The following is a 23,149-nucleotide window of genomic DNA, read 5'->3' on the forward strand; positions in this document are numbered from 1 at the left end:
AGATCAAGCGTGTAAAGCTGCTTGTCCTTCAGCGTCTCCGGCACCTCACCCTTGATGATCTTCTGGGACAAACCCTCGACCACCGCGGTCTTGCCGACGCCGGGCTCACCGATCAGCACCGGGTTGTTCTTGGTGCGGCGGGATAGCACCTGCATGACCCGCTCGATTTCCTTCTCGCGCTCGATGACCGGGTCGAGCTTGCCCTCACGGGCCGCCTGGGTCAGGTTACGACCGAACTGGTCCAGCACGAGGCTCGTCGACGGGGCGGCCTCGCCGGTGGTGGCGCCGGCCGCGGCGGGCTCCTTGCCGCCCTGGTAGCCGGACAGGAGCTGGATCACCTGCTGGCGGACCCGGTTGAGGTCGGCGCCGAGCTTGACCAGCACCTGGGCGGCCACGCCCTCGCCCTCACGGATCAGCCCGAGCAGGATGTGCTCCGTACCGATGTAGTTGTGCCCGAGCTGCAGCGCCTCACGCAGCGACAGCTCCAGGACCTTCTTCGCCCGCGGCGTGAACGGGATGTGCCCGCTCGGCGCCTGCTGGCCTTGGCCGATGATCTCCTCGACCTGCTGGCGAACGCCCTCCAGGGAGATACCGAGACTCTCCAGGGCCTTCGCAGCCACGCCCTCACCCTCGTGGATGAGGCCGAGCAGGATGTGCTCCGTGCCGATGTAGTTGTGGTTGAGCATCCGGGCTTCTTCCTGAGCCAGGACGACAACCCGTCGCGCTCGGTCGGTGAACCGCTCGAACATGCCCTCGTGCTCCTCACGTGCCGTGCGCCAGTGGTCGTGGCGGGGCCAGCGCCCGGAACGTCCAGGCGGACGCCCGTGGCATTACTCTATCGTCGCGAGCCGACTCTGCTGTGGTCGTGCGTGCCGGACCGGGTCGGGTACGCGATGATTTATCCAACTCTGCACGCTCACCGGGTGTTCCCGGGGGCCGTGCTGTACGCGCAGAGCGAAATTGGCACCTCGCGGAGCGACGGGAAACCTCGGCCGACGTTCTCCACAGGATGTGGACAACGTCTTCCACCGACTGTGGAGAACTTCCGGCATACGTCTCAAGCAGGCACAAAACACGCCCGGGTCCGAGGTGTGACACCTCGGACCCGGGCGAAGGACCGGAGAACCCGCGGCCGGCTCAGCGCCCGGCCTTCTGGTGGTACTCGTCCACGATCTCCTGGGGAATCCGCCCCCGGTCGGAGATCTCCTTGCCTTCCTTCTTGGCCCAGGACCGGATCGCCTTGTTCTGCTCCCGGTCGGCGGCCGCCCCGCCCCGGCCACGGGCGGCCCGCCCGCCGACCACGACTCCGCCCCGTCCGATCTTCGAGCCGGCGGTGACGTACGGGGCGAAAAGATCCCGCAATTTACCGGCGTTCTTGTTGGAGAGGTCGATCTCGTACTGAACGCCGTCGAGCGAGAACTTGACGGTCTCGTCCGCGTCGCCGCCGTCCAGGTCATCGACCAGCTTGTGAATGATGTGCTTCGCCACGTGCCACAATCCTTTCGCGCAGGTTCACCCGCAAACAAGAGAACAATAGCCCGATAGGCGCACGGCACGTCAATAGGACACGGAAACTGTGTCGAATCTACTGGGCCCGGGTGAGCGGGAAGAGGATGGTTTCCCGAATTCCCAAGCCGGTCAGCGCCATCAGGAGCCGGTCGATTCCGAATCCCATGCCCCCGGACGGCGGCATTCCGTACTCGATCGCACGCAGGAAGTCCTCGTCGAGCGGCATGGCCTCGCTGTCGCCACGGGCCGCCAGCCGGGCCTGGGCGATCAGCCGTTCCCGCTGCACGACCGGGTCCACCAGCTCCGAGTAGGCCGTACCGAGCTCGAAGCCGAGCACGTAGGCGTCCCACTTCTCGGTCAGGCCCGGCTCGCTGCGGTGTGCCCGGGTCAGTGGGCTGGTCTCCTCCGGATAGTCGCGCACGAAAGTGGGCTCACGCAGCCCCGGCACGACCAACTCCTCGAACAGCTCCTCGGCGAGCTTGCCCGGCCCCCACTTCGGGTCGACCGCGAGATCGTGCTTCTCCGCGTAACGGACCAGGTGCGCCATGTCGGTGCGGACCGTGACCTCTTCGCCGAGCGCTTCGGAAAGCGATCCGTAGAGCGTGATCGACCGCCACTCACCGCCGAGGTCGAACTCCTGCCCATCGGCGTGGGTGACTACGTGCGAACCGCTGACGGCCATAGCCGCCTCTTGGACGAGTTCCCGCAGGAGGACGGCCATCGTGTCGTAGTCGCCGTAGGCCTCGTAAACCTCGAGCATCGCGAACTCCGGCGAGTGGGACGAGTCCACGCCCTCATTGCGGAAGTTGCGGTTGATCTCGAAGACCCGCTCGATCCCGCCCACCACGGAGCGCTTCAGAAACAACTCCGGAGCGATTCGGAGATACAGATCGGTGTCCAGCGCATTGCTGTGCGTCACGAATGGCCGAGCCGCGGCGCCGCCATGGACCAACTGAAGCATCGGGGTCTCGACTTCGATGAAGTCCCGCCGGTGCAACGAATCCCGCAGGCTGCGCACGACCGCGGACCGGGTGCGGACGGTCTGCCGCGCCTGGGGGCGGACGACGAGGTCGACGTAACGCTGCCGGACCCGGGCCTCCTCGCTCAGCGGCTTGTGCGCGACCGGGAGCGGGCGGAGCGCCTTCGCGGTGACCGCCCACGAGTCGGCGAGCACCGACAGTTCGCCGCGCCGGCTGGTGATGACCTCGCCGGTGACCCCGACGTGGTCGCCGAGGTCGATCAGCCGCTTCCAGTCCTCCAACCGGTCGGCACCGACCCGGTCGAGGGAGAACATCGCCTGCAACTCCGTGCCGTCACCCTCACGCAACGTGGCGAACGCCAGCTTCCCGGTGTTGCGGATGAAGATGACCCGCCCGGCCACGGACACCTTGTCGCCGGTGGCCGTGTCGGTCGGCAGATCGGCGTAACGTGCCCGGATCTCCGCCAGTGTCGCGGTCCGCGCGAACCCCACCGGGTACGGCTCGATCCCCTCGGCCAGCATCCGGTCCCGCTTGGCCCGGCGGACCCGCATCTGCTCCGGAAGGTCGTCGTCGGGCTCGACGGGGGCGGGGTTCTGCTCGGTCACGAAAGGCGTCCTCGGGTAGTCCTGGGCATGGTTTCGGCCCCGAGCGTACTCAAGGCGTCCGGCGGCGGTTACCGGGTTATGGCCGGCAGAGCGGGTCACACGTTGCGTTCGAAGACCATCCGCAGCCCGATGAGAGTGATCATGGGTTCGTGGTGGGTGATCGTGCGGCATTCGTCGATCACCACCGGGGCGAGCCCACCGGTCGCGATCACCGCGCGCAACTCCCCCAACTCCTCGGCCATCCGCTCGACGATCCGGTCGACCTGGCCGGCGAACCCGAAGTACATCCCGGCCTGGAGGCACTCGACGGTGTTCTTACCGATCACGGAACGGGGACTGGTCGGCTCGACCTTGCGCAACTGGGCGGCCCGGGCCGCGAGGGCGTCCAGCGAGATCTCGATGCCCGGTGCGAACGCCCCGCCGAGGAACTCCCCCCGCGCGCTGATCACGTCGAAGTTGGTGGTCGTGCCGAAGTCGACCACGATCGACGGTCCGCCGAAGAGGGCGTGTGCCGCGAGGGTGTTGACCACCCGGTCCGCGCCCACCTCCTTGGGGTTGTCGATCGCCAACTGCACGCCGGTGCGGATCCCCGGCTCGACCACCACACTCGGGATTCCGCCGTAGTAGCGGGCCAGCATCGTCCGCAGCGAGCGCAGCGCGGCCGGCACCGTCGAGCAGGCCGCGACGCCGGTGATCTCGACCGCGTCGCCGGCCAGCAGGCCCCGGAACATCAGGCCCAGCTCGTCGGCGGTCGACCTGGCATCGGTCTTGATCCGCCAGGAGTGCACGAGCTTGTCACCGTCGAAGGTGGCCAGGACGGTGTTGGTGTTACCGATGTCGATGCAGAGCAGCATGGTCAGCTCCGGAGCCGCAGATCGAGGGCGATGTCCAAGATAGGTGACGAGTGGGTGAGCGCCCCCACCGACAGGTAGTCGACGCCGGTGGCGGCGTACTCCGGTGCCACGTCGAGGGTCAGCCCGCCGGTGGCCTCCAGCTCGGCCCGGTCGCCGACCGCTGCCACCACCTCGCGCAGCAGCATCGGGGTCATGTTGTCGCAGAGCAGGAAGTCCGCCCCGGCGTCGACCGCCTCGACCGCCTCGTCGACCGTGGTCACCTCCACCTGCACCGGCACCCGCGGGAACATCTCCCGGACCCGCCGGTAGGCCGCGGTGATCCCGCCGGCGGCGAGCTTGTGGTTGTCCTTGATCATCGCGACGTCGTACAGGCCCATGCGCTTGTTGGTGCCGCCACCGGCGCGCACGGCGTACTTCTCCAGCACCCGCAGGCCCGGGGTGGTCTTGCGGGTGTCGAGCACCATCGCCTTGCTGCCGTCGAGGGCGTCGGCCCAGGCCCGGGTGTGGGTCGCCACCCCGGACATCCGGCTGAGCAGGTTGAGCGCGGTCCGCTCGGCGGTCAGCAGCGAACGGGTCGGCCCGGACACCGTCGCCAGTACGTCCCCACGCGCCACCCGGGTCCCGTCGGACACCTGGGGTGACACCTGCACCGTGCTGCTGGTCGCCAGGTCGAACACCGCCGTCGCCACGGCCAGCCCGGCGACCACCCCGCCGGCCCGGGCCACCACGTCGGCGGTGTCGAACTGGTCGTCCGGGATCGTCGCGACACTGGTGACGTCGAGTCCCTCCGGGCCCAGGTCCTCTTCGAGGGCGGTCCGGACGATCCGCTCGACGAGCACCGGGTCGAGCCCGTCGGCCCGCAACGCCTCGACGGTGGACGGTTTCAGCACGATGCCTCCCAGGTGTGTCCGACGGCGCCGTCGGGTCCGATCGACGCGACCAGGTGGCCCAGCCACTCGTCGCTGGCGGCGACATGGTCGTCGCGCCAGTGGCAGCCCCGGGTCTCGCGACGCCGGTAGGCCGCACCGACCAGCACGGACGCGATGGTGAGCAGGTTGGTCGCCTCCCAGCTCGCCGTACGCGGCGTGCTCCGGCCGGCGCCGAGCCGGACCAGGTCGGCCGCGGTGCCGGCGAGGGTGTCGGCGGACCGCAGCACGCCCGCGCCACGGGTCATGGCCCGCTGCAACGGAAGCCGGATCTGCGGGTCGACCACCCAGCCGGCTTCCCGCTCGGCCGGATCGGCCGGCACCGGATCGGCCTGCGCCGGCAGGTCGCGCCGGATGTCCTCGGCGATCCGCCGGGAGAAGACCAGCCCTTCCAGCAGCGAGTTGCTGGCCAGCCGGTTGGCGCCGTGTACGCCGGTGCAGGCGACCTCGCCGCAGGCGTACAGCCCCGGGATCGAGGTACGGCCGTACAGGTCGGTCCGGACCCCGCCGGAGGCGTAGTGCGCGGCCGGTGCGACCGGGATCAGGTCGGTGACCGGGTCCACCCCGGCGGCCCGGCACGAGGCGACGATCGTCGGGAACCGGTGCTCCAGGAACTCGCGGCCGAGGTGCCGGGCGTCGAGGAAGACATGGTCGGTGCCGTCGGCCAGCATGACCCGGTGGATGCCCTTGGCCACCACGTCGCGCGGTGCCAGCTCGGCCAGTTCGTGCCGGCCGACCATGAACCGCCGGCCGGCCGCGTCGACCAGGTGGGCGCCCTCGCCCCGCAGCGCCTCGGAAACCAGCGGCTGCTGTGCCCGGGGCGCCCCGCCGGCATCGGTGATCACCAGCGAGGTCGGGTGGAACTGGACGAACTCCACATCGGTCACTGCCGCGCCGGCCCGCAGGGCGAGCGCGACACCGTCACCGGTCGACACCACGGGATTGGTGGTGGCCGCGAAGACCTGGCCCAGTCCCCCGGTCGCCAGCACCACCGCCCGGGCGAGAATCGCGCCGACGCCGTCCTCGCTACCCTCGCCGAGGACGTGCAGGGTGATGCCGCAGGCCCGCCCGTCCGCCGCCCGCAGCAGGTCGAGGACGAGGGCGTGCTCGACCAGCCGGATCCACGGGTCACGACCGACCGCGGCGTGCAGCGCCCGCTGGACCTCCGCCCCGGTCGCGTCACCCCCGGCGTGCACGATCCGGTTGGCGCGGTGACCGCCCTCGCGGGTCAGCATCAGCGAGCCGTCGGGATGCCGGTCGAACTCCGCGCCCATCCGGATCAGCTCGCGGACCCGGCTCGGTCCCTCCTCGACCAGCACCCGCACCGCGGCCGGGTCACACAGGCCGACGCCGGCGATCTCGGTGTCGGAGGCGTGCGCGGCCGGCGAGTCCAACGGGTCGAGTACGGCGGCGATGCCGCCCTGCGCCCACCGCGTAGAGCCGTCGTCGATGTTGACCTTGGTTACGACCGTGACGTGCAGCCCCGCCTCGCGCAGGTGCAGCGCTGCGGTCAGGCCGGCGATCCCCGACCCGACGACCACCACGTCGGTGTTCTCCACCCAGCCCGGGGCCGGTGCCGCCAGAGCACGGGGCAGTGCGGGCAGACCAGGTGTCGGCACGTCCATCCGGACAGTCAACCGCGCCCCGCTCGGCGGGCGGCGGGCGGGGGCCACCGGAGTGGCCCCCGCCGCCCCGGACGGGTCACTGGTACTGGATCGGCAGCCCGTTGTTGCCGGTGCCCTTCAGCGACCGGGTGAACTTCTTGTCGGCCATCCACAGGTAGCAGCGCACGCCACGGTTGCCCGCCTGCCACTCGGACTGGCCGTTGGGCAGCGCGATCACGCCGGTGCGGTAGCGCAGGTTGTTGTCCAGCGGTACGCCGACGTACCGCCCGACCAGCGTGCGGCACTCCGAGTAGAACTTGTTCCAGTCGGTGTCCTTGCTGGGGTAGTTGCCGTCCGGTGCGGTCCAGACCCCGACGAACTCGCTGTTGTGCTCCTTGGTGCACTCGACCGGGTCCATCGTGTCGACCCGCTCGCTGCTGTTCAGCTTGACCGCATAGCAGCCGAGGTTCAGCGGCGAGGTGCTCTTCAGCGCGTCACGCAGGCTCGCCGTGCGGCTCACCGTCTCACTGTCGCCGTCGTTCTCGACCGTCGACTCCTCGGTCAGGTCGCACCGGAACCAGCGCGCCCCGCCGCTCCACGCCTGCGGCGACGGCACCGCCACGCCGAGCCAGAGCCGGCCGGTCCGCCAGTCGGCGCCGACGAACTCCTTCGCCTTGGCGTCGCACTCGGTGTAGGCCGGCTTGATGTCCGTCGAGGAGACGGTTGGCGGGTTCTTCGCGTCGGCGGCCGCGCCGGTCAGGGTCCCGACGAAGATCGTCTCGACCCGGTGCGAGGCCGAGCAGTCGACCGGGTTGTACGACGACAGGTAGGCGGTCTCGGCGAAGTCGGCGCTGTGGCAGACGTCGGCCGCGGGCGTGAACGTCTTCGGCTCCGGGAACGCCGCCCAACCGTTGACCAGGTCGCCGTCGACCCCGGCCGGATTGCCGCACCCCGTCAGCAGCAGCGTGGCTGTGCCGGCGACAGCGACAGCGGTCAACCAACGGCGCATCGCGACCCTCCCCAAGGCGTACGCGGCTCGGATCGCCGAGCATACGTCAGTCCTCTGAACGGGACATCCCGGCAACCGCTCAGACGGCCGCCGCGACCTGGTCCCCCCGGACCGGGTCGCCGACCATCCCGGGCGCGGTGCCCGCCGGGTCGGCACCCAACTCGATGATCCGGTTGGCGGCGTCCACGTGCACGATCCGCGGCCGGTAGGAGCGGGCCGTCGCGTCGTCGAGTTGGGCGTACGAGATCAGGATCACCAGGTCACCGGGCTGCACCAGCCGCGCCGCGGCGCCGTTGATGCCGATCACCCCGGTGCCGCGCGGCCCCGGGATCGTGTACGTCTCCAGCCGGGCCCCATTGGTGATGTCGACGATCGTGACCTGCTCGCCGGGGAGCAGGTCGGCGGCGTCCAGCAGATCCTCGTCGACGGTCACCGAGCCGACGTAGTGCAGGTCGGCCTGGGTGACGGTGGCTCGGTGGATCTTGGACTTGAGCATGGTGCGGTACATCGGGACGACTCCTCGACTCGACAGGGTTCAGTGGGTGGCCGGCGGGGCCAGCTCGATCGCCGCGTTGTCGATCAGCCGGGTCTGGCCGACCCAGGCCGCCACCAGCAGCCGGGCCGGGCCGGTGACCGGGGCGGGCCCCAGGTCCGGATCGGTCAGCACGAGATAGTCCAGCTTCGGGGCGTCGTCACCGACGGCCGTACCCGGCTCGAAGGCGGTCCGGGCGGCGGACAGCGCGGCGGCACCACCCAGCCCGTCCGCCGCGGCGGCCGCCCCGGCGCGCAGCGCCGCCGACAGCCGCACCGCCGCCCGACGCTGCGGACCGGACAGGTAGCGGTTACGGCTCGACAGCGCCAGCCCGTCCGGCTCCCGCACGGTCGGCACGCCGACGATCTCCACCCCGAGGTCGAGGTCGCGCGCCATCCGGCGGACCAGGGTGAGCTGCTGATAGTCCTTCTCGCCGAAGAACGCGAAGTCGGGCCGGGTCAACTGGATCAGCTTGAGCACGACGGTGAGCACGCCGTTGAAGAACCCCGGCCGGCTCTGCCCCTCCAACTGCCCGCCGAGCGCGCCCGGGTCGACGCGGACCATCGGCTCGCCGCCCGGATAGATCTCGTCGCGGGTCGGGGCGAACACCACGGCCACCCCCGCCGCCCGGCAGATCTCCAGATCCACCTCCAGGGTGCGGGGATAGCGGTCGAAGTCCTCGTTCGGCCCGAACTGCAGCGGGTTGACGAAGATGGTCACCAGCACGTGGTCGGCCCGCTCGGCGGCGGCCCGCAGCAGGGTCTCGTGCCCGGCGTGCAGCGCGCCCATCGTCATCACCACGGCCACGCTGCCCGGCAGCGCCGCCCGGGCCGCGGCCAGCGCCTGCCGGTCCGATACGACGACGGTCACGCGTCCACCTCCTGACGCTGGTCGGCGAGTACGCCGAGCAGCGGTTCCGCGTCGACCGGCCGCAGCCGTCCGGCCGCGATCGCCCGGTCCGCCGTACGGCGGGCGAGCGCGAGGTAACCCGGCACCGAGTCGGGTGCCGAGACGGCCAGCGTGGCCAGGTGCCGGGCGACCGTGCCGGCGTCGCCCCTCGACACCGGACCGGTCAGGGCCGCGTCGCCGAGCCGCAGCGTGTTGTCGAGCGACGCCCGCAGCAGTGGTCCGAGCACCTTCTCCGGCCGGGCCACCCCGGCGTCCCGCAGCCGGTCCAGCGCCTCGTTGACGAGCGTGACCAGGTGGTTCGCCCCGTGCACGAGCGCCGCGTGGTAGAGGGCGCGGTCGGCCTCGGCCACCCACTCCGGCGTACCACCGAGGTCGGCGACCAGCCGGGCGGCGAACGGTCGCAGGGCGTCGGGCGTGGTCACGCCGTACGAGATCCCGGGCAGGTTCGCCAGGTCGGCGGCGGTGCCGGTGAAGGTCATGGCCGGGTGCAGCGCGAGTGGGTAGGCACCGGCGGCGGTGGCCGGCGCCAGGACGTCGAGCCCGTGTGCCCCGGACGTGTGGGCGACGACCTGACCGGAACGCAGTACGCCGGTGTCGGCGAGCCCGGCGACGACGGCCCCGATGCGGTCGTCCGGTACGGCGACGATCAGCAGGTCGGTGGCGGCGCGGGCGACCCCGTCGGCGGGCAGGTTGGCGGTGTCCGGCAGGAGTTGGCCGATGCGTGCCCGGGTGGCGGCGGAGACCCCGGACGCGGCGACGATCCGGTGGCCCGCGCGGGCGAGGGCGGCTCCGAGCACCGCGCCGACACGGCCGGCACCGACGATGCCGATGGTCAGTGGGCGGGTGGTCACGGTGGTTGGCCGGCCCGTACGGCCCGACCCGGCCCCGGCGGGTCCGCCGGTGTCGGCACGGCGGGTGGAAGCGGTCGGCCGCGGGCGCGATGGTGCGCTCATAGCGATGATCCAGTCCTCGAAAATGTGGTACCGGTCGATCGCAAGTATGCGTCGTTGTTACAGACCGGGGACAAGCATGTGTGAAAACCTTCACCGCCCTGGCGGGTGCCCCGACGCGGCAACGCCGGTCGATCGACCGGTGCACCTTTTGTCCGATTACCTGGGCGCCGGGCGGGTACCGACCGTCGCCCACCGCTAGGGTGGCCCGGTCATCGACGGAAGGTGTGGAAGTGCCCTCGATCCGCTGGCGGGAGGCCATGTCCGCGGCCCTGTACGGCCCGGACGGATTCTTCGTGACCGGACCGGGACCGGCCGGCCACTTCCGCACCAGCGTCCACGCGTCGCCCGCCTTCACCGGCGCCGTACTGCGCCTGCTCGACCGGACCGACCGGGTCCTGGGCCGGCCGGACCCGTTGCACGTGGTCGACGTCGGGGCCGGTCGGGGTGAACTCCTCACCGCCCTCGCCGGCCTCGCCCCCGCCGGGCTTCGCGAGCGGCTCCGGCTGACCGCGGTCGAACTCGCCCCCCGCCCGGCCGACCTGCCCGCCATGATCGGGTGGCGGGACCGGCTCCCGGACCGGGTGACCGGCCTGCTGCTGGCGACCGAGTGGCTCGACAACGTACCGCTCGACGTCGCCGACCGCGGGACCGCCTCGCCGCCCCGTTACGTCCTGGTCGACCCCGAAACCGGCGTGGAATCGACCGGTACGCCGCTCGACCCCGCCGACGCCGGGTGGCTGACCTCCTGGTGGCCCGGCGCCGGGCCGGCGGAGATCGGATTGTCCCGGGATCTGGCCTGGGCGGAAGCGGTCGGCACGCTCGACCGCGGGCTGGCCCTCGCCGTCGACTACGGGCACGTACGGGCCGACCGGCCGGCGACCGGCACCCTCACCGGTTTCCGCCACGGCCGCCAGGTGCTCCCCGTACCCGACGGCTCGTGCGACGTCACCGCGCACGTCGCCGTCGACTCCGTCGCCGCGGCCGGCGCGGCGGTGGCCGGTCTGCCGTACCAGCTGCTCGCCCAGCGGACCGCGCTGCGCGCGCTCGGGGTCGACGGCGGCCGGCCGCCGCTGCCCCTGGCCTCGACCGACCCGACGGGGTACGTCCGTGCCCTCGCCGCCGCCTCCGCCGCCGCCGAACTGCTGGCGCCGACCGGACTCGGGGGACACTGGTGGCTGCTCCAGCCGGTCGGCATCGACCCGATCGTCCTCGATTGACCGGCCCGGGCGGTCCCGTCCCACCGCGTCGCCATGGCACGATGACGGGCATGACCACCGGTGCGCTACGCGAGGTGACCGTCGGCACCGGCGCCGGCCTGGACACCGCCGACATGGTGCTCAACATCGGCCCGCAGCATCCGTCGACGCACGGGGTGCTGCGGCTCAAACTCGTCGTCGACGGCGAGCGGGTGGTCTCCTGCGAGCCGGTCGTCGGCTACATGCACCGGGGCGCCGAGAAGCTGTTCGAGGTACGCGACTACCGCCAGATCATGGTCCTCGCCAACCGGCACGACTGGCTGTCGGCGTTCTCCAGCGAACTCGGCGTGGCGCTCGCCGTCGAGCGGCTGATGGGGATCGAGGTGCCGGAGCGGGCCGTGTGGCTGCGCACCGCGCTCGCCGAACTCAACCGGGTGCTCAACCACCTGATGTTCCTCGGCTCCTACCCACTGGAGATCGGCGCGCTCACCCCGATGTTCTACGCCTTCCGGGAGCGGGAGACCCTCCAGGCGGTGCTGGAAGAGGTCTCCGGCGGCCGGATGCACTACATGTTCAACCGGGTCGGCGGCCTGAAGGAAGAGGTCCCGGCCGGCTGGACCCAGCGTGCCCGCGCGGCGATCGGGCAGGTCCGCGGCCGGCTGCCCGACCTCGACAACCTGATCCGACGCAACGAGATCTTCCTCGCCCGCACCGTCGGGGTCGGCGTGCTCACCGCCGCGCAGGCGGCCGCCTACGGCGCGTCCGGGCCGGTCGCCCGGGCCAGCGGGCTCGACTTCGACCTGCGTCGCGACGATCCCTACCTGGCGTACGGGTCGCTGACCGTCCCGGTCGTCACCCGCGACACCGGCGACTGTCACGCCCGGTTCGAGGTCCTGCTCGACCAGGTGTACGTCTCCCTCGACCTCGCGGAACGCTGCCTCGATGAGGTCGACCGGATCACCGGCCCGGTCAACGTCCGGCTGCCCAAGGTGGTGAAGGCCCCGGAGGGACACACGTACGCCTGGACCGAGAACCCGCTCGGCGTCAACGGCTACTACCTGGTGTCGCGGGGCGAGAAGACGCCGTGGCGGCTGAAGTTGCGCACCGCGTCGTACGCCAACGTGCAGGCCCTGTCCGCGCTGCTGCCCGGCTGCCTGATTCCCGACCTGGTGGCGATCCTCGGGTCGATGTTCTTCGTCGTCGGCGACGTCGACAAGTAGCCGTCAGCGCCAGCGGTCGTCGGTATGCCGGCTGACGTCGTACCCGGACGACAGTTCCTCATCGTCGTCCCGGCGGCGGCGCCCGCGCCGCGACGGCTGCTCGCCACGGCGCCCGGCTCCGGCTTCCCTGTCCGGCTCCCGGTCCCGCCAGCCCGGCCCGTCGGGTTCGCGGTCCCGCCAGCCCGGCTCCTGCTCGGCCCGCCCCCGGTCGGCCCGGCCCGGATCACGGCCCGGCGCGGCCCGGGACCCGACCGGCCACTCGTCGTCCGGTTCGGCCCGGCGGCGCCCCCCGGTTCGCGGCTCCTCCCGCCGTACGGTCGCCCACCGGTCCTCGACGTGCAGTTGCGCGCCGGACCCGTCGGCGTGGGCGGCCGCCCGCCGTTCACCGACCCGTAGTTCGCTGCCGTGCTCGTCGCTGCGCAGGCTGGCCCACCGGTTCGCGGAGCGGTGGGCGTACCCGGTCGGGGCCGCCTCCACGGCGCGCGGCTCCGAATCCCAGCGGTCCGGGGCGGGCGGTCCGGGATCCGGCGGTTCGGGAACCTCGGGCCGGTAGGGACGGCCGTGCAGGCCACCGGACCGCTCCTGGCCGTAGTCCGGACCGTCCTCGTCGACGATCGTGTGTCGGGTCGTGACATGGACGGTTTCGGTGTGCCGGACCACCCCCCGCGACATCGGGGCGCTGCCGGGAACCGACGCCCGCCCACCGGCCGGGGGCGGGGCCGCGCCGACGGCCGGCGGCGCACCGACGGCCGCGGTGCCGGCGTACGGCGACGCGGCGACGCCCTGGTGCGCGCCGCTGCGGCCGGGGGCGGCCGGCGCGGGTTCGGCCCACCCCGGACCGGACCGCATCGCCTCGAGCTGTCCGCGCAGGGACTGCACCTCGTCGTGGAGGCGCTGGAGCTGCTCACCGGAGACGCGGTGCGCGCCGCGCGCGGCGGTCGAGATGTCGGTGCGCAACTCCTCACGCAGGACGTCGATCTCGTCGAGCAGCCGGTCCTCCAGACCGGCGCGACCGACGCCGACGTCCCGGCCGAGGGTCACCGAGAGCCCGATCAGCACCGTGCCGAGGACGGCGAGCACGGCCGCGATCCGCAACACACCCTCGCCCCGGGCCAGCAGGATCAGCAGCGCCGCGAGCGGCGCGAGCCCGACCCCGACCCAGAACAGAGTGGGCAGCAGGGGCCGTACGGCCAACTTCAGGGGTGCCTCCTCGGCGGGCATGGCTGTGCAGCCTACCGACCGAACCTTCGACGTGGAACCGGAGCGGCCACGGCACCGGCGCCGACCGCCCGGACCGGTGGCCCCCGGTCGGGGCCGGGCACGGAACGGGCCGGCGTCCGCCCGGACGCCGGCCCGTTCACCACGGTACGGGTCAGCCGGCGAGCGCGCCGTCCGACGAGAAGACCAGCCCGACACTCACGGTGCCGCTGGTCAACGCCGACTTCGTCTGCGGTCCGCCGGCGTCGAGCGAGCTGAACGAACCGGCCCGGAAGTCGTAGACCTCGATCAGACCGGCCTGGCACTTCGGCCGCTGCGGGCACTCCGGCGGGCCGGCCAGCACCGTCGCCGAACCCGAGCACTTGCTGGCCAGGTCGGACAGCGTGGTGACGCCGTACTGGTCGGCGAACTCCTTGGTCACGGCGAAGGCGTTCTGGTTCTGCGCCTGCGACGGCTTGCCGAACGTGATGCCGACCGGCTCGCCGACGGTCTTCAGCCCGGTCACGGTCTGGTCGAGGTCGGGCGACGAGACGGCCGGCGCGTTCGCGCCGTTGACCTTGCCGTTGAGGAAGTCGGCCATGGTGGCGGCGTATTCCGGGACGACCTGGATCTCGCCCTTCTCCAGCGCCGGCTCGTAGAGTTCCCGGTTGCCGATCTGCTGCACGGTGACGTCGTAGCCGGCCGCCGTGAGCACGATGCGGTACAGCTCACCGAGGGTCTGGTTCTCACTGAAGTTGGCGGCACCGACGGTGATGGCGCCGCCCGGGCCGGCGGTGACACCGGTCGTGAGGTTGTTGGCGGTCGCGAACTCCTCGGCCGCCACCTTGGGCGTCTTGCGGTCGACGTCGACCGCCTTGTTGAGCGCGATGAGCTTGGTGGTGTCGAGCGCGTCGGAGACCTTGTCGAGCGCCGCGATCAGCTCGGGGGTCGCCGCCTCGGCGTTGACCGCCGGGATGATGTTGTCGGTGTTCTGCAGCTTCTTGTCGTCTTCGAGGACGACGAGTTGGGTGCCGGCGACCGGGGCGCACCCGGCCCCCGAGGCACCGGTGTCGGGGGCCTCGGTGCCGGAGGAACCGGCATCGCCGCAACCGGCGAGGAAGCCCGCGGCGGCGAGCATTCCCACCGCACCCAACGCCAACCGTGAACCTGCGCGCATCAGCCCGCCTTCCGTGTCCCGGCGCGACCACGATGGCCGGCCGCGTGTCCGACGGGCGGATTCGTCGATGTCGCCGCCCGTTACTTTTCACCCAACCCAATGAGCGTCGGGTGCGACAACTCGAGGGCGATGTTGTCATCAGATCGTCACGTGGCGTTGAGGAGTTACGTGTGGTGACCGGTTCTGCCTGTCCGGTCAGGCCTTGCCGACCGGTGCCGCCTGCCGCCGCGCCGCCCGTCCCCGGGTACGCCGCAACGGCCGCGGCGTCACCGCCCGCTCGACGACGGCGAGCACCCCCTCGACCAGTACGGCGAGCACCGCGACGAGCAGACCGCCGGCGAGGATCTGCCCACCGCCGACCGACATGCCCAGCCCGAACCCGGCACTGATGATCTGCCCGAGCCCGCCCCCGTTGACGAACGAGGCGAGCGCGGCCGTGGCGATCACCTGCACCGCGGCGGTACGGAACCCGGCGGCCAGGTAGGGCACCGCGAGCGGCAGCTCGACCCGGCGCAGCACCTGCCCACCGGACAGTCCCATCCCGCGTGCCGCCTCCCGGGTCTCCGGGTCGACCTGGCGCACGCCGGTGTAGGCGTTGGCGAGCAGCGGCGGGATCGCGAAGACCGCCAGCGCGATGATCACGGGCGGCTTGCCGAAGCCCAGGAAGGTCAGCGGCAGGATGGTCAGCAGGGCGATCGTCGGGATCGACAGGGTCAGGTTGGAGATGAGCACCACGGCGCCGCCGCCCCGGCCGGTGTGCCCCAGCCAGAGCCCGACCGGCCAGGCGATCAGGCAGCCGAGCGCGACCGCCGCCGCCGAGATGTAGAGGTGCTCGCCGAGCCGGTCCAGGACCCCGCCGGGATTGGTCCAGTTGAGCGGGTCGTTGAGCCAGACGATCGCCTGCTCGATCGGGTTCATCGCACGCTCCCGCGGGCCCACGGGGTGAGCAGCCGGCCGATCCCGGCCAGCAGCAGGTCGAGCACGAGGGCGAGGCCCACGCACAGGATGGTGCCGGTCAGGATCTCCGCCTTGTAGAAGTTGTTGCGGAACCCGCCCAGGATCAGGTCGCCGAGGCCGCCGAACCCGATCAGGGAACCGACGGTGACCAGCGCCACGGTCGAGACGGTCGCGAGCCGTACGCCGGTGATGATGCCCGGCAGCGCGAGCGGCAGGTCGATCCGCAGCAGTCGCCCGAGCCTGCCGTAGCCCATTCCGAGCGCGGCGTCCCGGGCCTCCTCCGGCACCTGGTTGAGTCCGGCCAGGGTGTTGCGCACCATCAACAGCAGGGCGTACAGCACGAGGGCGATCAGCACCGAGGCCGGATTGGTCGTGCCGACGTACGGGGCGACGAAGGCGAGCAGCGCCAGCGAGGGAATCGTGTAGAGGACGCCGGACAGTGCGAGAATCGGCCCGGTGAGGGGCCGGAACCAGTACGCGACCACCGCCAGCGGCAGTGCCACCACCGCCGCGATGACGACCGCCTGCGCGGTCAGGGTCGCGTGCTCGCGCAGTGCGGCGAGGATGGTCTCCGAGTTGTCCCGAACGTACCGCCAGGAGAACCAGGGATTGCCCGGGCCCTCGTAGGCGAATCGCTCGCCGGCCAGCACGGTGAGGCTGGACAATCCGCGGAAGGACATACGTGGACGTTACCCCGGAGGCGGGCTCCGCCGCGCCCGCAGCGACCGTGCCGTCCGGCGCCGCGCCGATCGCGCTCGACCGGATCCGCAAGCAGTATCCCGATGGGACGGTGGCGGTCTCGGAGCTGAGCCTGGAGGTCGAGGCGGGCGAACTGATGGTCCTCATCGGCCCGTCCGGCTGCGGCAAGTCGACCGTCCTGCGAATGATCAACCGGCTGATCGAGCCGTCCGGCGGCCGGATCCTGCTCGGTGGTGAGGACGTGACCAGCGCCGACCCGGTGACCCTGCGCCGCCGGATCGGATACGTCATCCAGAACGTCGGGCTCTTCCCGCACCAGACGATCCGCACCAACGTCGGTACCGTGCCGCGGCTGCTCGGCTGGCCGAAGGACCGGATCCGCAAGCGGGCCGACGAACTCCTCGAACTGGTCGGCCTCGACCCGGGCAAGTTCGCCCGGCGCTACCCGCACGAACTCTCCGGCGGGCAGCGACAGCGGGTTGGCGTGGCGCGTGCCCTGGCCGCCGACCCGGTCGTGCTGCTGATGGACGAACCGTTCTCGGCCGTGGACCCGATCGTGCGTACCCGGTTGCAGGAGGAGTTCCTGCGCCTCCAGGCCGAGGTACGCAAGACGATCGTCCTGGTCACCCACGACCTCGACGAGGCGGTCCGGCTCGGCGACCGGATCGCGGTGCTGTCCCAGGGCGGCCGGCTGGAGCAGTACGCCTCACCGGCGAAGCTGCTCGGCGAACCGGCCTCGGCCTTCGTACGCGAGTTCGTCGGCACCGACCGGGGTATCCGCCGGCTGGCCGTCACCCCGGTGTCCCGGGACCTGCTCGATCCGCTATCCACTGTGGATGACATCGACGAACTGCCCACGGTGGAACTCGGTTCGTCGCTCTACGACGCGCTCGCCAGGATGCTGACCACGAACGCCGACCACTGCCGGGTCGTCGAGGGGGCGGAGCCGGTCGGCCTGCTGAGCCGGCATCGCATCCTCAGCATCGACTACCCGGCCGACCCCGCACGGTAGCGCCGGGGAGTGCGCGGCCGGACCCGGGGGGACAAGCCCGGCCGCGCACCGGGGGGTGGTGCCGAATCAGGTCTGCGGTAGCCGCCGAGACCCGCGACGCCGACGGCCCGTTGGTGTACGACCGCTGGCGGGGCTCGCACCGGCGTCGGACCGCCCAGGCGCCCTGGAGCGGTCCGATAACGACCCCTGCAAGCCATGTGCCCGGTATTTCCCACAGGTCCATCGGCGAAACCGACTGTCCGGAAACCGGCGGCCTTGTCCGACCCACCAGCCGGTTCGGGTCAGTGCTTGAGCAGGTAGTCGATGAAGGCGGCGCGCAGCAACGGCTCCGACTCGGCGTAGCCGTGCCCGGTGAACTCACGCCACAGCGCGACCGCGTCGTCGATCGTCGGCCCCACCGAGTTCGGCGAACCGTCCAGCTCCGCGGCGTCGTCGGCGTGCGGAAGGTGCCGCAGGACCGACCAGAAGAAGGCCACGTCCCGGTTGTCCCGCGCCACGGCGAAGGCCCGCTCGCGCAGTTCCTCGGTGGGCAGGGCGTCCAGCTCGGCGAACTCGGGGCCGGACCCGCCGCCGGACGACTCGGTCATGCCCCACACCCGCTTCGCTCGCTCATGGGCCGAGCGTAACCGTTGATCGTCCCGCCGGCACGGCCGGTGCCCGGGAGTCGGCGCCCCCGAACACGCCGGATCAGCGGTCCTCCGAACCCCAGCGGCCGCTGCCCCACGAGTCCAGCCGCCGGTCGGCGGGCTGCGGCGGCAACCCGCTCGACCACGAGTCCGGATCCTGCGACCGCAGCTCCGACCAGCCCGAGGTACGGGTGATCGCCGGCTCGTTCAGCCAGTCCTCGTCACGTACGGTGGCCGACCTCGGCCGCCCGAACGTCTCGACCAGCCGGCTGACCACCAACCCGGCCACGATCGTCGCGGCGGCCACCGCGTACAGCGAGATGTCCCAACCACGTTCCGCCGCGTACGTGATGAACAGCGTGACGAGCACGACGGTCAGCAGGCTGCCGAAGATCCCGCCGCGCCGGCCGAACACGCTGGTCCCGCCCAGCAGGGTGGCGCCCAGCGCCAGCCCGGTCCACTCCAGTCCCGGGGTCGGCACGACCGGGCCGGTCGTGCCGCCGGCGAGGAGGACCCCGGCCACCACGGCGAACAGCATCGACGAGACGAGCACCGCCGCGGCGAGCGCACCCGCCAGTGCTCCCCGGCGGCGCGCCGGGTCGGCGACCGGCCGGAACCGCCCGACCGTCCGGCGGATCGCCCTGATGCTGCCGAGCAGGCCACCGAGCAGGGCGAGGGCGGCGAACCCGCCGAAGAAGTACAGTGCCTGCCCGGTCGGGTCGTACGTGCTCTGCACCGTCACGGGCGCCGACCGCTGCCCGATGAAGACCATGACCGCGAGCGCGGCACCGAGCGTGGCGGCCCACGCGGGTACGTGGAACCCGACGACCACGACGGCGATCACCGCGCCGAGGGCGGCGGCGGCGAGCGCGGCGACCGCGACCGTGTCAAGGACCCCCCGGTCGCTCTGCTCCGCGAAGTGCAGCGCCGCGGCGATCGCGACCGGTCCCAGGGCGAGGTTCGGCGTGCCGGCGCGCAGGGTCAGGCCGGTGGCGAGGGTGAGCAGGCCGAGCGCGGCCGCGAAGACCAGCAGCGAGTCGAGCGCGTCGACGCGTACGGCGTCGGGGTTCTCCCGGTACAGCATGAACGCCACGGCCAGCACGCCGAGCAGCAGAACGATCTCCCACGCCACGTGGATCGCCATCCGGTCGCGGCCGGGCTCGCCGTGCGCCGGGTCGTCGAAGACGTCCTCGAGAACGGCCGGCGGCACGGTGCGCTGCGTCGCGGTCGTGCCCGGATCGGCCGTACGGCGCTCGCCGGCCCCGTCCGGGCCGGTGCTGGAGCCGGTGGCCGCGGTCGTGGCGACGCCGGCGGGGCTGGTCGCGGCCGGGCCGCCAGGGGCGCGGCGCCCCGGAAGCGGATCGGGGTCGGAGTCGCGTCCGGGGTCGAGGGCCGAGTCGTTCCGCGAGCCGAACAGCGGATCGGTGCCCGCCGGGTCACGTCGGGGCAACCTCGACTCGTCGTACGACATCTCACGGGCCTCCTGTGGTCATTCAGCCGACCACTACCTGGCCCTTCGTCGCCGTCGGGACGCCGAGTCGGTCGGATGACCGGCCCGATCCGACGACGTCGGCGGGGTCGAACCAGTCGGACGCACCGTACCCGCGTGGCCGCCTGGGCGTCACCCCCCGTATCTGTTGTCGCTGCCCGGGGTTTTCCCGATCATTCCCGCGACTCGTCCGCCTGCTGCTCCTCGTCGGGCCGCTTCGGCACCCGGCAGGACCGCTCCAGCCACAGCGCGGCACCGACCAGCGCGAGCGACGCGACCAGTCCGCCGACGGCGGCGGGAAGGTCGTCGGACGCCGCCTTCGTCGGCTCGATCAGCAGCCAGGCGGCGATCCCACCGTAGAAACCGGCGAATATCGAGGCGGCCAGCGAGGACGCCTTGGCGAGCACGACGAAGCGCGCCACCGTCAGCGGTTCCACCGGTTCCCGCCCCGGCCGGCGGTCGATCCGGGCCCGGGTGTTCACGGCCGCGTAGCCCTCCAGCACGGCCAAACCGAGGATCGTCACCGTCGGTAGCCAGGGCAGGTCCGGGAACGCCCGGTAGTAGACATTGCTGATGACGAGCCAGGCCAGCGCCGCCGCGGCCAGCCCGGCGACGACCAGCGTGGCCGGTCGGGTCGGGCCCAGACGTGGCTGCTCGGGCGCCGGCCGACGCCGGGAAGAGTCCGGTTCGCTCACGAAACCGACTCTAGTGGCAGATCCGGTCGCGGGCTGAGGTCCGTGACCTCGCTCGCCAGCGGCTCCGCGTTGAGCAGGTCGGTCAGCCATCCGTGGCCGGGCAGCCGCCCGTACGGGTCGATGTCGATCCACGGCCGGAGCACGAAGGCCCGCAGGTGCGCCCGGGGGTGCGGCAGGGTCAGTTCCGGGTCGTCGCTGAGCACCGGCTCGCCGTCGGCGTCCCAGACCACGATCACGTCGACGTCGAGGGTGCGCGGCCCGAAGCGGCGGGCCGGGTCCCGCTCCCGGCCGGCCGCCACCTCGGCGGCCCGGGCCCGTTCCAGCCACTCCCGCGGCGTGGCCTCCGCGTCCTCGACCAGGATCGCCGCGTTCAGGTACGCCGGCTGGTCGGCGTCGCCCCACGGCGGCGTCTCGTACACCCCGGACGCGACCAGCAGCACGTCGTCGAACGACGCCACCGCCGCCCGTAGCCGGCCGATCCGGTCACCGAGGTTGCTGCCCAGCGACAGCACCGCCCGGGTCCCGGGTTTCCCGGTGCCCGCGCTCCGCTGCCCGGTCATGTCCCCGGCCTGGTCCGGGTCAGGGTGACCGCGACGTCGGCGAAGTCGTGCGGGATCGGCGCCTGCGGCTTGTGCACCGTGACCGTCGCCGAGTTGACCCGTACGTCGGACAGGCACACCGCCACCAGCCGGTCGGCCAGCGTCTCGATCAGGTTGACCGGCTCGCCGGTGACCACCGCGACCAGACGTTCGGCGAGTTCGCCGTAGTGGACGGTGTCGCCGACGTCGTCGGAGCCGGCCGCCGGCCGCAGGTCGACGTCGAGCACGACATCGACGACGAAGTCCTGGCCCTGCTCGCGTTCGAAGTCGAAGACCCCGTGCCGGCCGTGGGCGCGCAGCCCGGTCAGCGAGATCCGGTCGGTCATCGCGACGGTCCTCCTTCGACGTCGGTGCTCCGGGCGCCTTGCCCGGGGCCGGTCCCGGGGTCCACGGTTGGTGCTGGGTCCACGGTCGGTGCTGGGTCCACGGTTGGTGCCGGGGCCACGGTCTGGGCTGGGTTTACGGTCTGGGCTGGGTCCGCGGTCGGGGCGGTGGCCAGCCGGGGGCGCCCGCTGGCCCGCCACACCGCGAGCGCGTCGACGGTCTCGCGTACGTCGTGCACCCGTACCCCCCATGCTCCCGCCGCGACCGCGAGCACGCTGGTGGCGACGGTGGCGGCCGTACGGCCACCGGTCGGCCGTGGCGTCCCGTCCGGCCCGGCGAGCAATTGTCCCAGGTACGACTTGCGGCTGGCGGCGAACAGCAACGGATACCCCAACGACAGCAGGTCCGGCAGGCCCATGGTGAGCCGCCAGTTGTCCTGCGGGCCCTTGGCGAAGCCGAGTCCGGGGTCGATGACGATGCGGTCGGCGGCGACCCCGGCGGCGAGCGCCGCCTCGATCCGTCGGGCGAGTTCGGTCCGTACGTCGCGGACGACGTCGGAGTAGCTGGCGAGATCACGCATCCGCTTCGAGTGGCCGCGCCAGTGCATCAGCACCCAGGGGCAGCCGGCGGCGGCCACCACCCCGGCCATCGCGGGGTCGGCCAGCCCGCCGGACACGTCGTTGACGACCGTCGCGCCGGCATCGAGGGCGGCGGCCGCCACGCTGGCCCGGGTGGTGTCGACGCTCATCGGTACGCCGAGGTCGGCGAGCGCGCGGACAACCGGCAGGATGCGGGCGATCTCCGTCCTGGCGTCGACCCGGTCGGCACCCGGACGGGTCGACTCGCCGCCGACGTCGACCAGGTCGGCACCCTGCTCGCGCATCTCGACCCCGTGTCGTACGGCGGCGTCCAGATCGGTGTACCGCCCGCCGTCGGAGAACGAGTCCGGCGTGACGTTGAGTACCCCCATCACCACCGGATGGTCGGCGCGCAGCAGATCAGGCACGGCTAGACGGTACCCAGGGCCGGAGAACCCCTTGCCACCACCTCTTAGAACAGGTGTACGATTCCTCGCGCCACGCCAGCACCACCAGCCACACTCTTCGTAGCTTGTTCCTAAGCAGGGCGCACCGTACGCTTTGGAATTGCGCATCATTCAGACGTCCAAGCGCGAGGGGATGGGCCAAAGTTGCACAAAACGCCCAGAAATCACCACCATTCGCGGTGGCGGTGAGACGCAGAGTCAGCATGACCATGCTCGACTCGGCACTTCGCAAGGCTTGACAACTGCAGTGCCTCGGCTCCGCCGGCCGGGCACCGGGGAGGTTTCCGATGATCGCCACAGAGCTGGTCGACGCGGCGTGGACGAGCGCCACGCAGGTGGTCGACGCGCTCGCCCCCATACTCGCCGCCGAACCGGCCCCCTCCGACTTCAACACCGAGGGCGTCGTCACCTTCCTGGCCAGCAAGGTGGCCCCGATCCTGCTCGCCGTACTCGGCGTGATCTTCATCGGCCGGGCCAGCAAGGGCGAGATCTCGAAGGTGCTCACCAGCTCGGCGATCGCGATCGTCGGCCTCGCCTTCATCGCCGGCGCCGCCACACTGTTCTTCGTCGGGGATTACCTGATCAATCTGATGTTCGAATAGGGCGCGGGGCACGAGATGCGGCTGCGCACCGACGACGACATCTACCGGGCCCGACTGGTCTACCTCGGTCCGCCGGGCTACACGCTGCCGGTACACCTCCCGTACGCCCAGTACGGCCTGTTCATGCTGCTCGTCCCGCTGTACATGTTCATCCACTGGATGTTCACGCTCAACGTCGAACTGTTCCCCGCCTGGGAAATCGCGCTGGCGATCGTGACGACGTCGTTCATCTTCCGCTACGTCGACCCCGACCGGCCCGCACGCATGGTCATCCGGACGGCACTGACCGACTGGCGGCGCACCCGCGAACCGGCCGTCGAACGGCGCGACCCCCGGTTGATCGCCACCCGCATCCGGGTTCGGGAGGAACTGGTATGAGCGAACACATCCGGCGGAACCCGCCACCCGCCGGCGACCTGGGTGGGGCGAG

General features: G+C 71.8%; 24 protein-coding genes and 1 pseudogene. 5 read left to right on the top strand and 20 right to left on the bottom strand.

The genetic code is table 11. The annotated features are described in order from the left end of the window. The 10 genes from AB0M79_RS31760 to AB0M79_RS31805 form a co-directional block, all read right to left on the bottom strand. The coding region (locus AB0M79_RS31760; RefSeq protein WP_364220984.1) for a Clp protease N-terminal domain-containing protein at positions 1-749 on the bottom strand (749 nt) is incomplete at its 3' end. A gap of 388 nt (positions 750-1,137) precedes the next feature. Beyond that, positions 1,138-1,488, bottom strand: coding sequence for an Lsr2 family protein (locus AB0M79_RS31765; protein ID WP_357535343.1), 351 nt, complete (start codon positions 1,486-1,488; stop codon positions 1,138-1,140). Between the two features lie 97 nt (positions 1,489-1,585). After that, positions 1,586-3,094, bottom strand: a complete 1,509-nt coding sequence (gene lysS, locus AB0M79_RS31770) for a lysine--tRNA ligase (RefSeq protein ID WP_357535342.1) — start codon at positions 3,092-3,094, stop codon at positions 1,586-1,588. Between the two features lie 95 nt (positions 3,095-3,189). Then, positions 3,190-3,948 carry a type III pantothenate kinase gene (locus AB0M79_RS31775; RefSeq protein WP_212825796.1) on the bottom strand — a complete coding sequence of 253 codons (759 nt, stop codon included), beginning with the start codon at positions 3,946-3,948 and terminating at the stop codon, positions 3,190-3,192. A gap of 2 nt (positions 3,949-3,950) precedes the next feature. Next, a complete protein-coding gene (gene nadC, locus AB0M79_RS31780; RefSeq protein WP_364221162.1) occupies positions 3,951-4,835 on the bottom strand; it encodes a carboxylating nicotinate-nucleotide diphosphorylase in 885 nt (294 codons plus the stop codon). After that, entirely contained in the window at positions 4,832-6,499 is a 1,668-nt protein-coding gene (locus AB0M79_RS31785) for an L-aspartate oxidase (protein ID WP_364220989.1), read from the bottom strand. The genes nadC and AB0M79_RS31785 overlap by 4 nt, the downstream gene beginning before the upstream one ends. 76 nt (positions 6,500-6,575) lie before the next feature. Beyond that, entirely contained in the window at positions 6,576-7,475 is a 900-nt protein-coding gene (locus AB0M79_RS31790) for a septum formation family protein (RefSeq protein ID WP_364220992.1), read from the bottom strand. A 91-nt stretch (positions 7,476-7,566) separates the two neighbouring features. Next, positions 7,567-7,995, bottom strand: coding sequence for an aspartate 1-decarboxylase (gene panD, locus AB0M79_RS31795; protein WP_364220995.1), 429 nt, complete (start codon positions 7,993-7,995; stop codon positions 7,567-7,569). Positions 7,996-8,022: 27 nt separating this feature from the next. Then, positions 8,023-8,889, bottom strand: a complete 867-nt coding sequence (gene panC, locus AB0M79_RS31800) for a pantoate--beta-alanine ligase (protein ID WP_364220998.1) — start codon at positions 8,887-8,889, stop codon at positions 8,023-8,025. After that, positions 8,886-9,881 carry a DUF2520 domain-containing protein gene (locus tag AB0M79_RS31805; RefSeq protein WP_364221001.1) on the bottom strand — a complete coding sequence of 332 codons (996 nt, stop codon included), beginning with the start codon at positions 9,879-9,881 and terminating at the stop codon, positions 8,886-8,888. Before AB0M79_RS31805 ends, panC begins: the two co-directional genes overlap by 4 nt. A gap of 257 nt (positions 9,882-10,138) precedes the next feature. On the opposite strand from AB0M79_RS31805, the gene AB0M79_RS31810 reads away from it, so the two are divergent. Together AB0M79_RS31810 and AB0M79_RS31815 are read left to right on the top strand one after the other, a co-directional pair. Then, positions 10,139-11,098 (top strand): SAM-dependent methyltransferase, encoded by a 960-nt coding sequence (locus AB0M79_RS31810; RefSeq protein ID WP_364221165.1) that lies wholly within the window; start codon positions 10,139-10,141, stop codon positions 11,096-11,098. A gap of 41 nt (positions 11,099-11,139) precedes the next feature. Continuing rightward, entirely contained in the window at positions 11,140-12,297 is a 1,158-nt protein-coding gene (locus AB0M79_RS31815; protein ID WP_364221004.1) for an NADH-quinone oxidoreductase subunit D, read from the top strand. A 3-nt stretch (positions 12,298-12,300) separates the two neighbouring features. On the opposite strand, the gene AB0M79_RS31820 is transcribed toward AB0M79_RS31815, so the two are convergent. From AB0M79_RS31820 to AB0M79_RS31835, 4 genes are all read right to left on the bottom strand, one after another. After that, positions 12,301-13,518 carry a hypothetical protein gene (locus tag AB0M79_RS31820; RefSeq protein WP_364221007.1) on the bottom strand — a complete coding sequence of 406 codons (1,218 nt, stop codon included), beginning with the start codon at positions 13,516-13,518 and terminating at the stop codon, positions 12,301-12,303. A 151-nt stretch (positions 13,519-13,669) separates the two neighbouring features. Next, positions 13,670-14,671 (bottom strand): glycine betaine ABC transporter substrate-binding protein, encoded by a 1,002-nt coding sequence (locus AB0M79_RS31825; RefSeq protein ID WP_357535330.1) that lies wholly within the window; start codon positions 14,669-14,671, stop codon positions 13,670-13,672. Between the two features lie 195 nt (positions 14,672-14,866). Continuing rightward, the gene (locus tag AB0M79_RS31830) at positions 14,867-15,589 is read right to left on the bottom strand and encodes an ABC transporter permease (RefSeq protein ID WP_357535328.1); all 723 of its coding nucleotides are present in this window, start codon (positions 15,587-15,589) and stop codon (positions 14,867-14,869) included. Then, positions 15,586-16,308 carry an ABC transporter permease subunit gene (locus tag AB0M79_RS31835; protein ID WP_357535326.1) on the bottom strand — a complete coding sequence of 241 codons (723 nt, stop codon included), beginning with the start codon at positions 16,306-16,308 and terminating at the stop codon, positions 15,586-15,588. The genes AB0M79_RS31830 and AB0M79_RS31835 overlap by 4 nt, the downstream gene beginning before the upstream one ends. Before the next feature lie 2 nt (positions 16,309-16,310). Between AB0M79_RS31835 and AB0M79_RS31840 the strand changes: the two genes are divergently transcribed. Next, on the top strand, positions 16,311-17,339 hold the full coding sequence (locus AB0M79_RS31840) for an ATP-binding cassette domain-containing protein (protein WP_364221012.1): 1,029 nt from the start codon (positions 16,311-16,313) through the stop codon (positions 17,337-17,339). A gap of 281 nt (positions 17,340-17,620) precedes the next feature. Here the strand turns inward: AB0M79_RS31840 and AB0M79_RS31845 are convergent, their stop codons facing one another. The 6 genes and pseudogenes from AB0M79_RS31845 to folP all read right to left on the bottom strand — a co-directional run. Beyond that, positions 17,621-17,926 (bottom strand): hypothetical protein, encoded by a 306-nt coding sequence (locus tag AB0M79_RS31845; RefSeq protein ID WP_364221015.1) that lies wholly within the window; start codon positions 17,924-17,926, stop codon positions 17,621-17,623. Between the two features lie 100 nt (positions 17,927-18,026). Beyond that, entirely contained in the window at positions 18,027-19,436 is a 1,410-nt protein-coding gene (locus tag AB0M79_RS31850; RefSeq protein ID WP_364221018.1) for an ABC transporter permease, read from the bottom strand. A 191-nt stretch (positions 19,437-19,627) separates the two neighbouring features. Then, a complete protein-coding gene (locus tag AB0M79_RS31855) occupies positions 19,628-20,098 on the bottom strand; it encodes a DUF3180 domain-containing protein (protein WP_364221168.1) in 471 nt (156 codons plus the stop codon). A gap of 47 nt (positions 20,099-20,145) precedes the next feature. After that, positions 20,146-20,709, bottom strand: coding sequence for a 2-amino-4-hydroxy-6-hydroxymethyldihydropteridine diphosphokinase (folK, locus tag AB0M79_RS31860; RefSeq protein ID WP_364221021.1), 564 nt, complete (start codon positions 20,707-20,709; stop codon positions 20,146-20,148). Further along, on the bottom strand, positions 20,706-21,074 hold the full coding sequence (gene folB, locus AB0M79_RS31865) for a dihydroneopterin aldolase (protein ID WP_357535317.1): 369 nt from the start codon (positions 21,072-21,074) through the stop codon (positions 20,706-20,708). Before folB ends, folK begins: the two co-directional genes overlap by 4 nt. Positions 21,075-21,238: 164 nt before the next feature. Beyond that, a pseudogene (gene folP, locus AB0M79_RS31870) lies at positions 21,239-22,078 on the bottom strand (dihydropteroate synthase); the annotation flags it as partial. Between the two features lie 326 nt (positions 22,079-22,404). On the opposite strand from folP, the gene AB0M79_RS31875 reads away from it, so the two are divergent. Continuing rightward, complete coding sequence (locus AB0M79_RS31875) at positions 22,405-22,719, top strand: hypothetical protein (protein ID WP_357535314.1); 315 nt, start codon at positions 22,405-22,407, stop codon at positions 22,717-22,719. 15 nt (positions 22,720-22,734) lie between these two features. Then, positions 22,735-23,097, top strand: coding sequence for a hypothetical protein (locus tag AB0M79_RS31880; RefSeq protein ID WP_212825763.1), 363 nt, complete (start codon positions 22,735-22,737; stop codon positions 23,095-23,097). Positions 23,098-23,149 lie beyond the last annotated feature (52 nt).

Origin of the sequence: Polymorphospora sp. NPDC051019, assembly GCF_040683055.1 — a bacterium.
Classification (GTDB): Bacteria; Actinomycetota; Actinomycetes; order Mycobacteriales; family Micromonosporaceae; genus Polymorphospora; species Polymorphospora lycopeni.

Bases quoted from the DNA above. Each gene is read 5' to 3' on its own strand.
- folB (WP_357535317.1), bottom strand. From the start codon at position 21,074: ATGACCGACCGGATCTCGCTGACCGGGCTGCGCGCCCACGGCCGGCAC.
- panD (WP_364220995.1), bottom strand. From the start codon at position 7,995: ATGTACCGCACCATGCTCAAGTCCAAGATCCACCGAGCCACCGTCACC.
- AB0M79_RS31850 (WP_364221018.1), bottom strand. From the start codon at position 19,436: ATGTCGTACGACGAGTCGAGGTTGCCCCGACGTGACCCGGCGGGCACC.
- AB0M79_RS31835 (WP_357535326.1), bottom strand. From the start codon at position 16,308: ATGTCCTTCCGCGGATTGTCCAGCCTCACCGTGCTGGCCGGCGAGCGA.
- AB0M79_RS31830 (WP_357535328.1), bottom strand. From the start codon at position 15,589: ATGAACCCGATCGAGCAGGCGATCGTCTGGCTCAACGACCCGCTCAAC.
- AB0M79_RS31880 (WP_212825763.1), top strand. From the start codon at position 22,735: ATGCGGCTGCGCACCGACGACGACATCTACCGGGCCCGACTGGTCTAC.
- AB0M79_RS31810 (WP_364221165.1), top strand. From the start codon at position 10,139: ATGTCCGCGGCCCTGTACGGCCCGGACGGATTCTTCGTGACCGGACCG.
- AB0M79_RS31820 (WP_364221007.1), bottom strand. From the start codon at position 13,518: ATGCCCGCCGAGGAGGCACCCCTGAAGTTGGCCGTACGGCCCCTGCTG.
- AB0M79_RS31785 (WP_364220989.1), bottom strand. From the start codon at position 6,499: ATGGACGTGCCGACACCTGGTCTGCCCGCACTGCCCCGTGCTCTGGCG.
- folK (WP_364221021.1), bottom strand. From the start codon at position 20,709: ATGACCGGGCAGCGGAGCGCGGGCACCGGGAAACCCGGGACCCGGGCG.
- AB0M79_RS31815 (WP_364221004.1), top strand. From the start codon at position 11,140: ATGACGGGCATGACCACCGGTGCGCTACGCGAGGTGACCGTCGGCACC.
- AB0M79_RS31875 (WP_357535314.1), top strand. From the start codon at position 22,405: ATGATCGCCACAGAGCTGGTCGACGCGGCGTGGACGAGCGCCACGCAG.
- AB0M79_RS31775 (WP_212825796.1), bottom strand. From the start codon at position 3,948: ATGCTGCTCTGCATCGACATCGGTAACACCAACACCGTCCTGGCCACC.
- AB0M79_RS31805 (WP_364221001.1), bottom strand. From the start codon at position 9,881: ATGAGCGCACCATCGCGCCCGCGGCCGACCGCTTCCACCCGCCGTGCC.
- AB0M79_RS31845 (WP_364221015.1), bottom strand. From the start codon at position 17,926: ATGACCGAGTCGTCCGGCGGCGGGTCCGGCCCCGAGTTCGCCGAGCTG.
- AB0M79_RS31825 (WP_357535330.1), bottom strand. From the start codon at position 14,671: ATGCGCGCAGGTTCACGGTTGGCGTTGGGTGCGGTGGGAATGCTCGCC.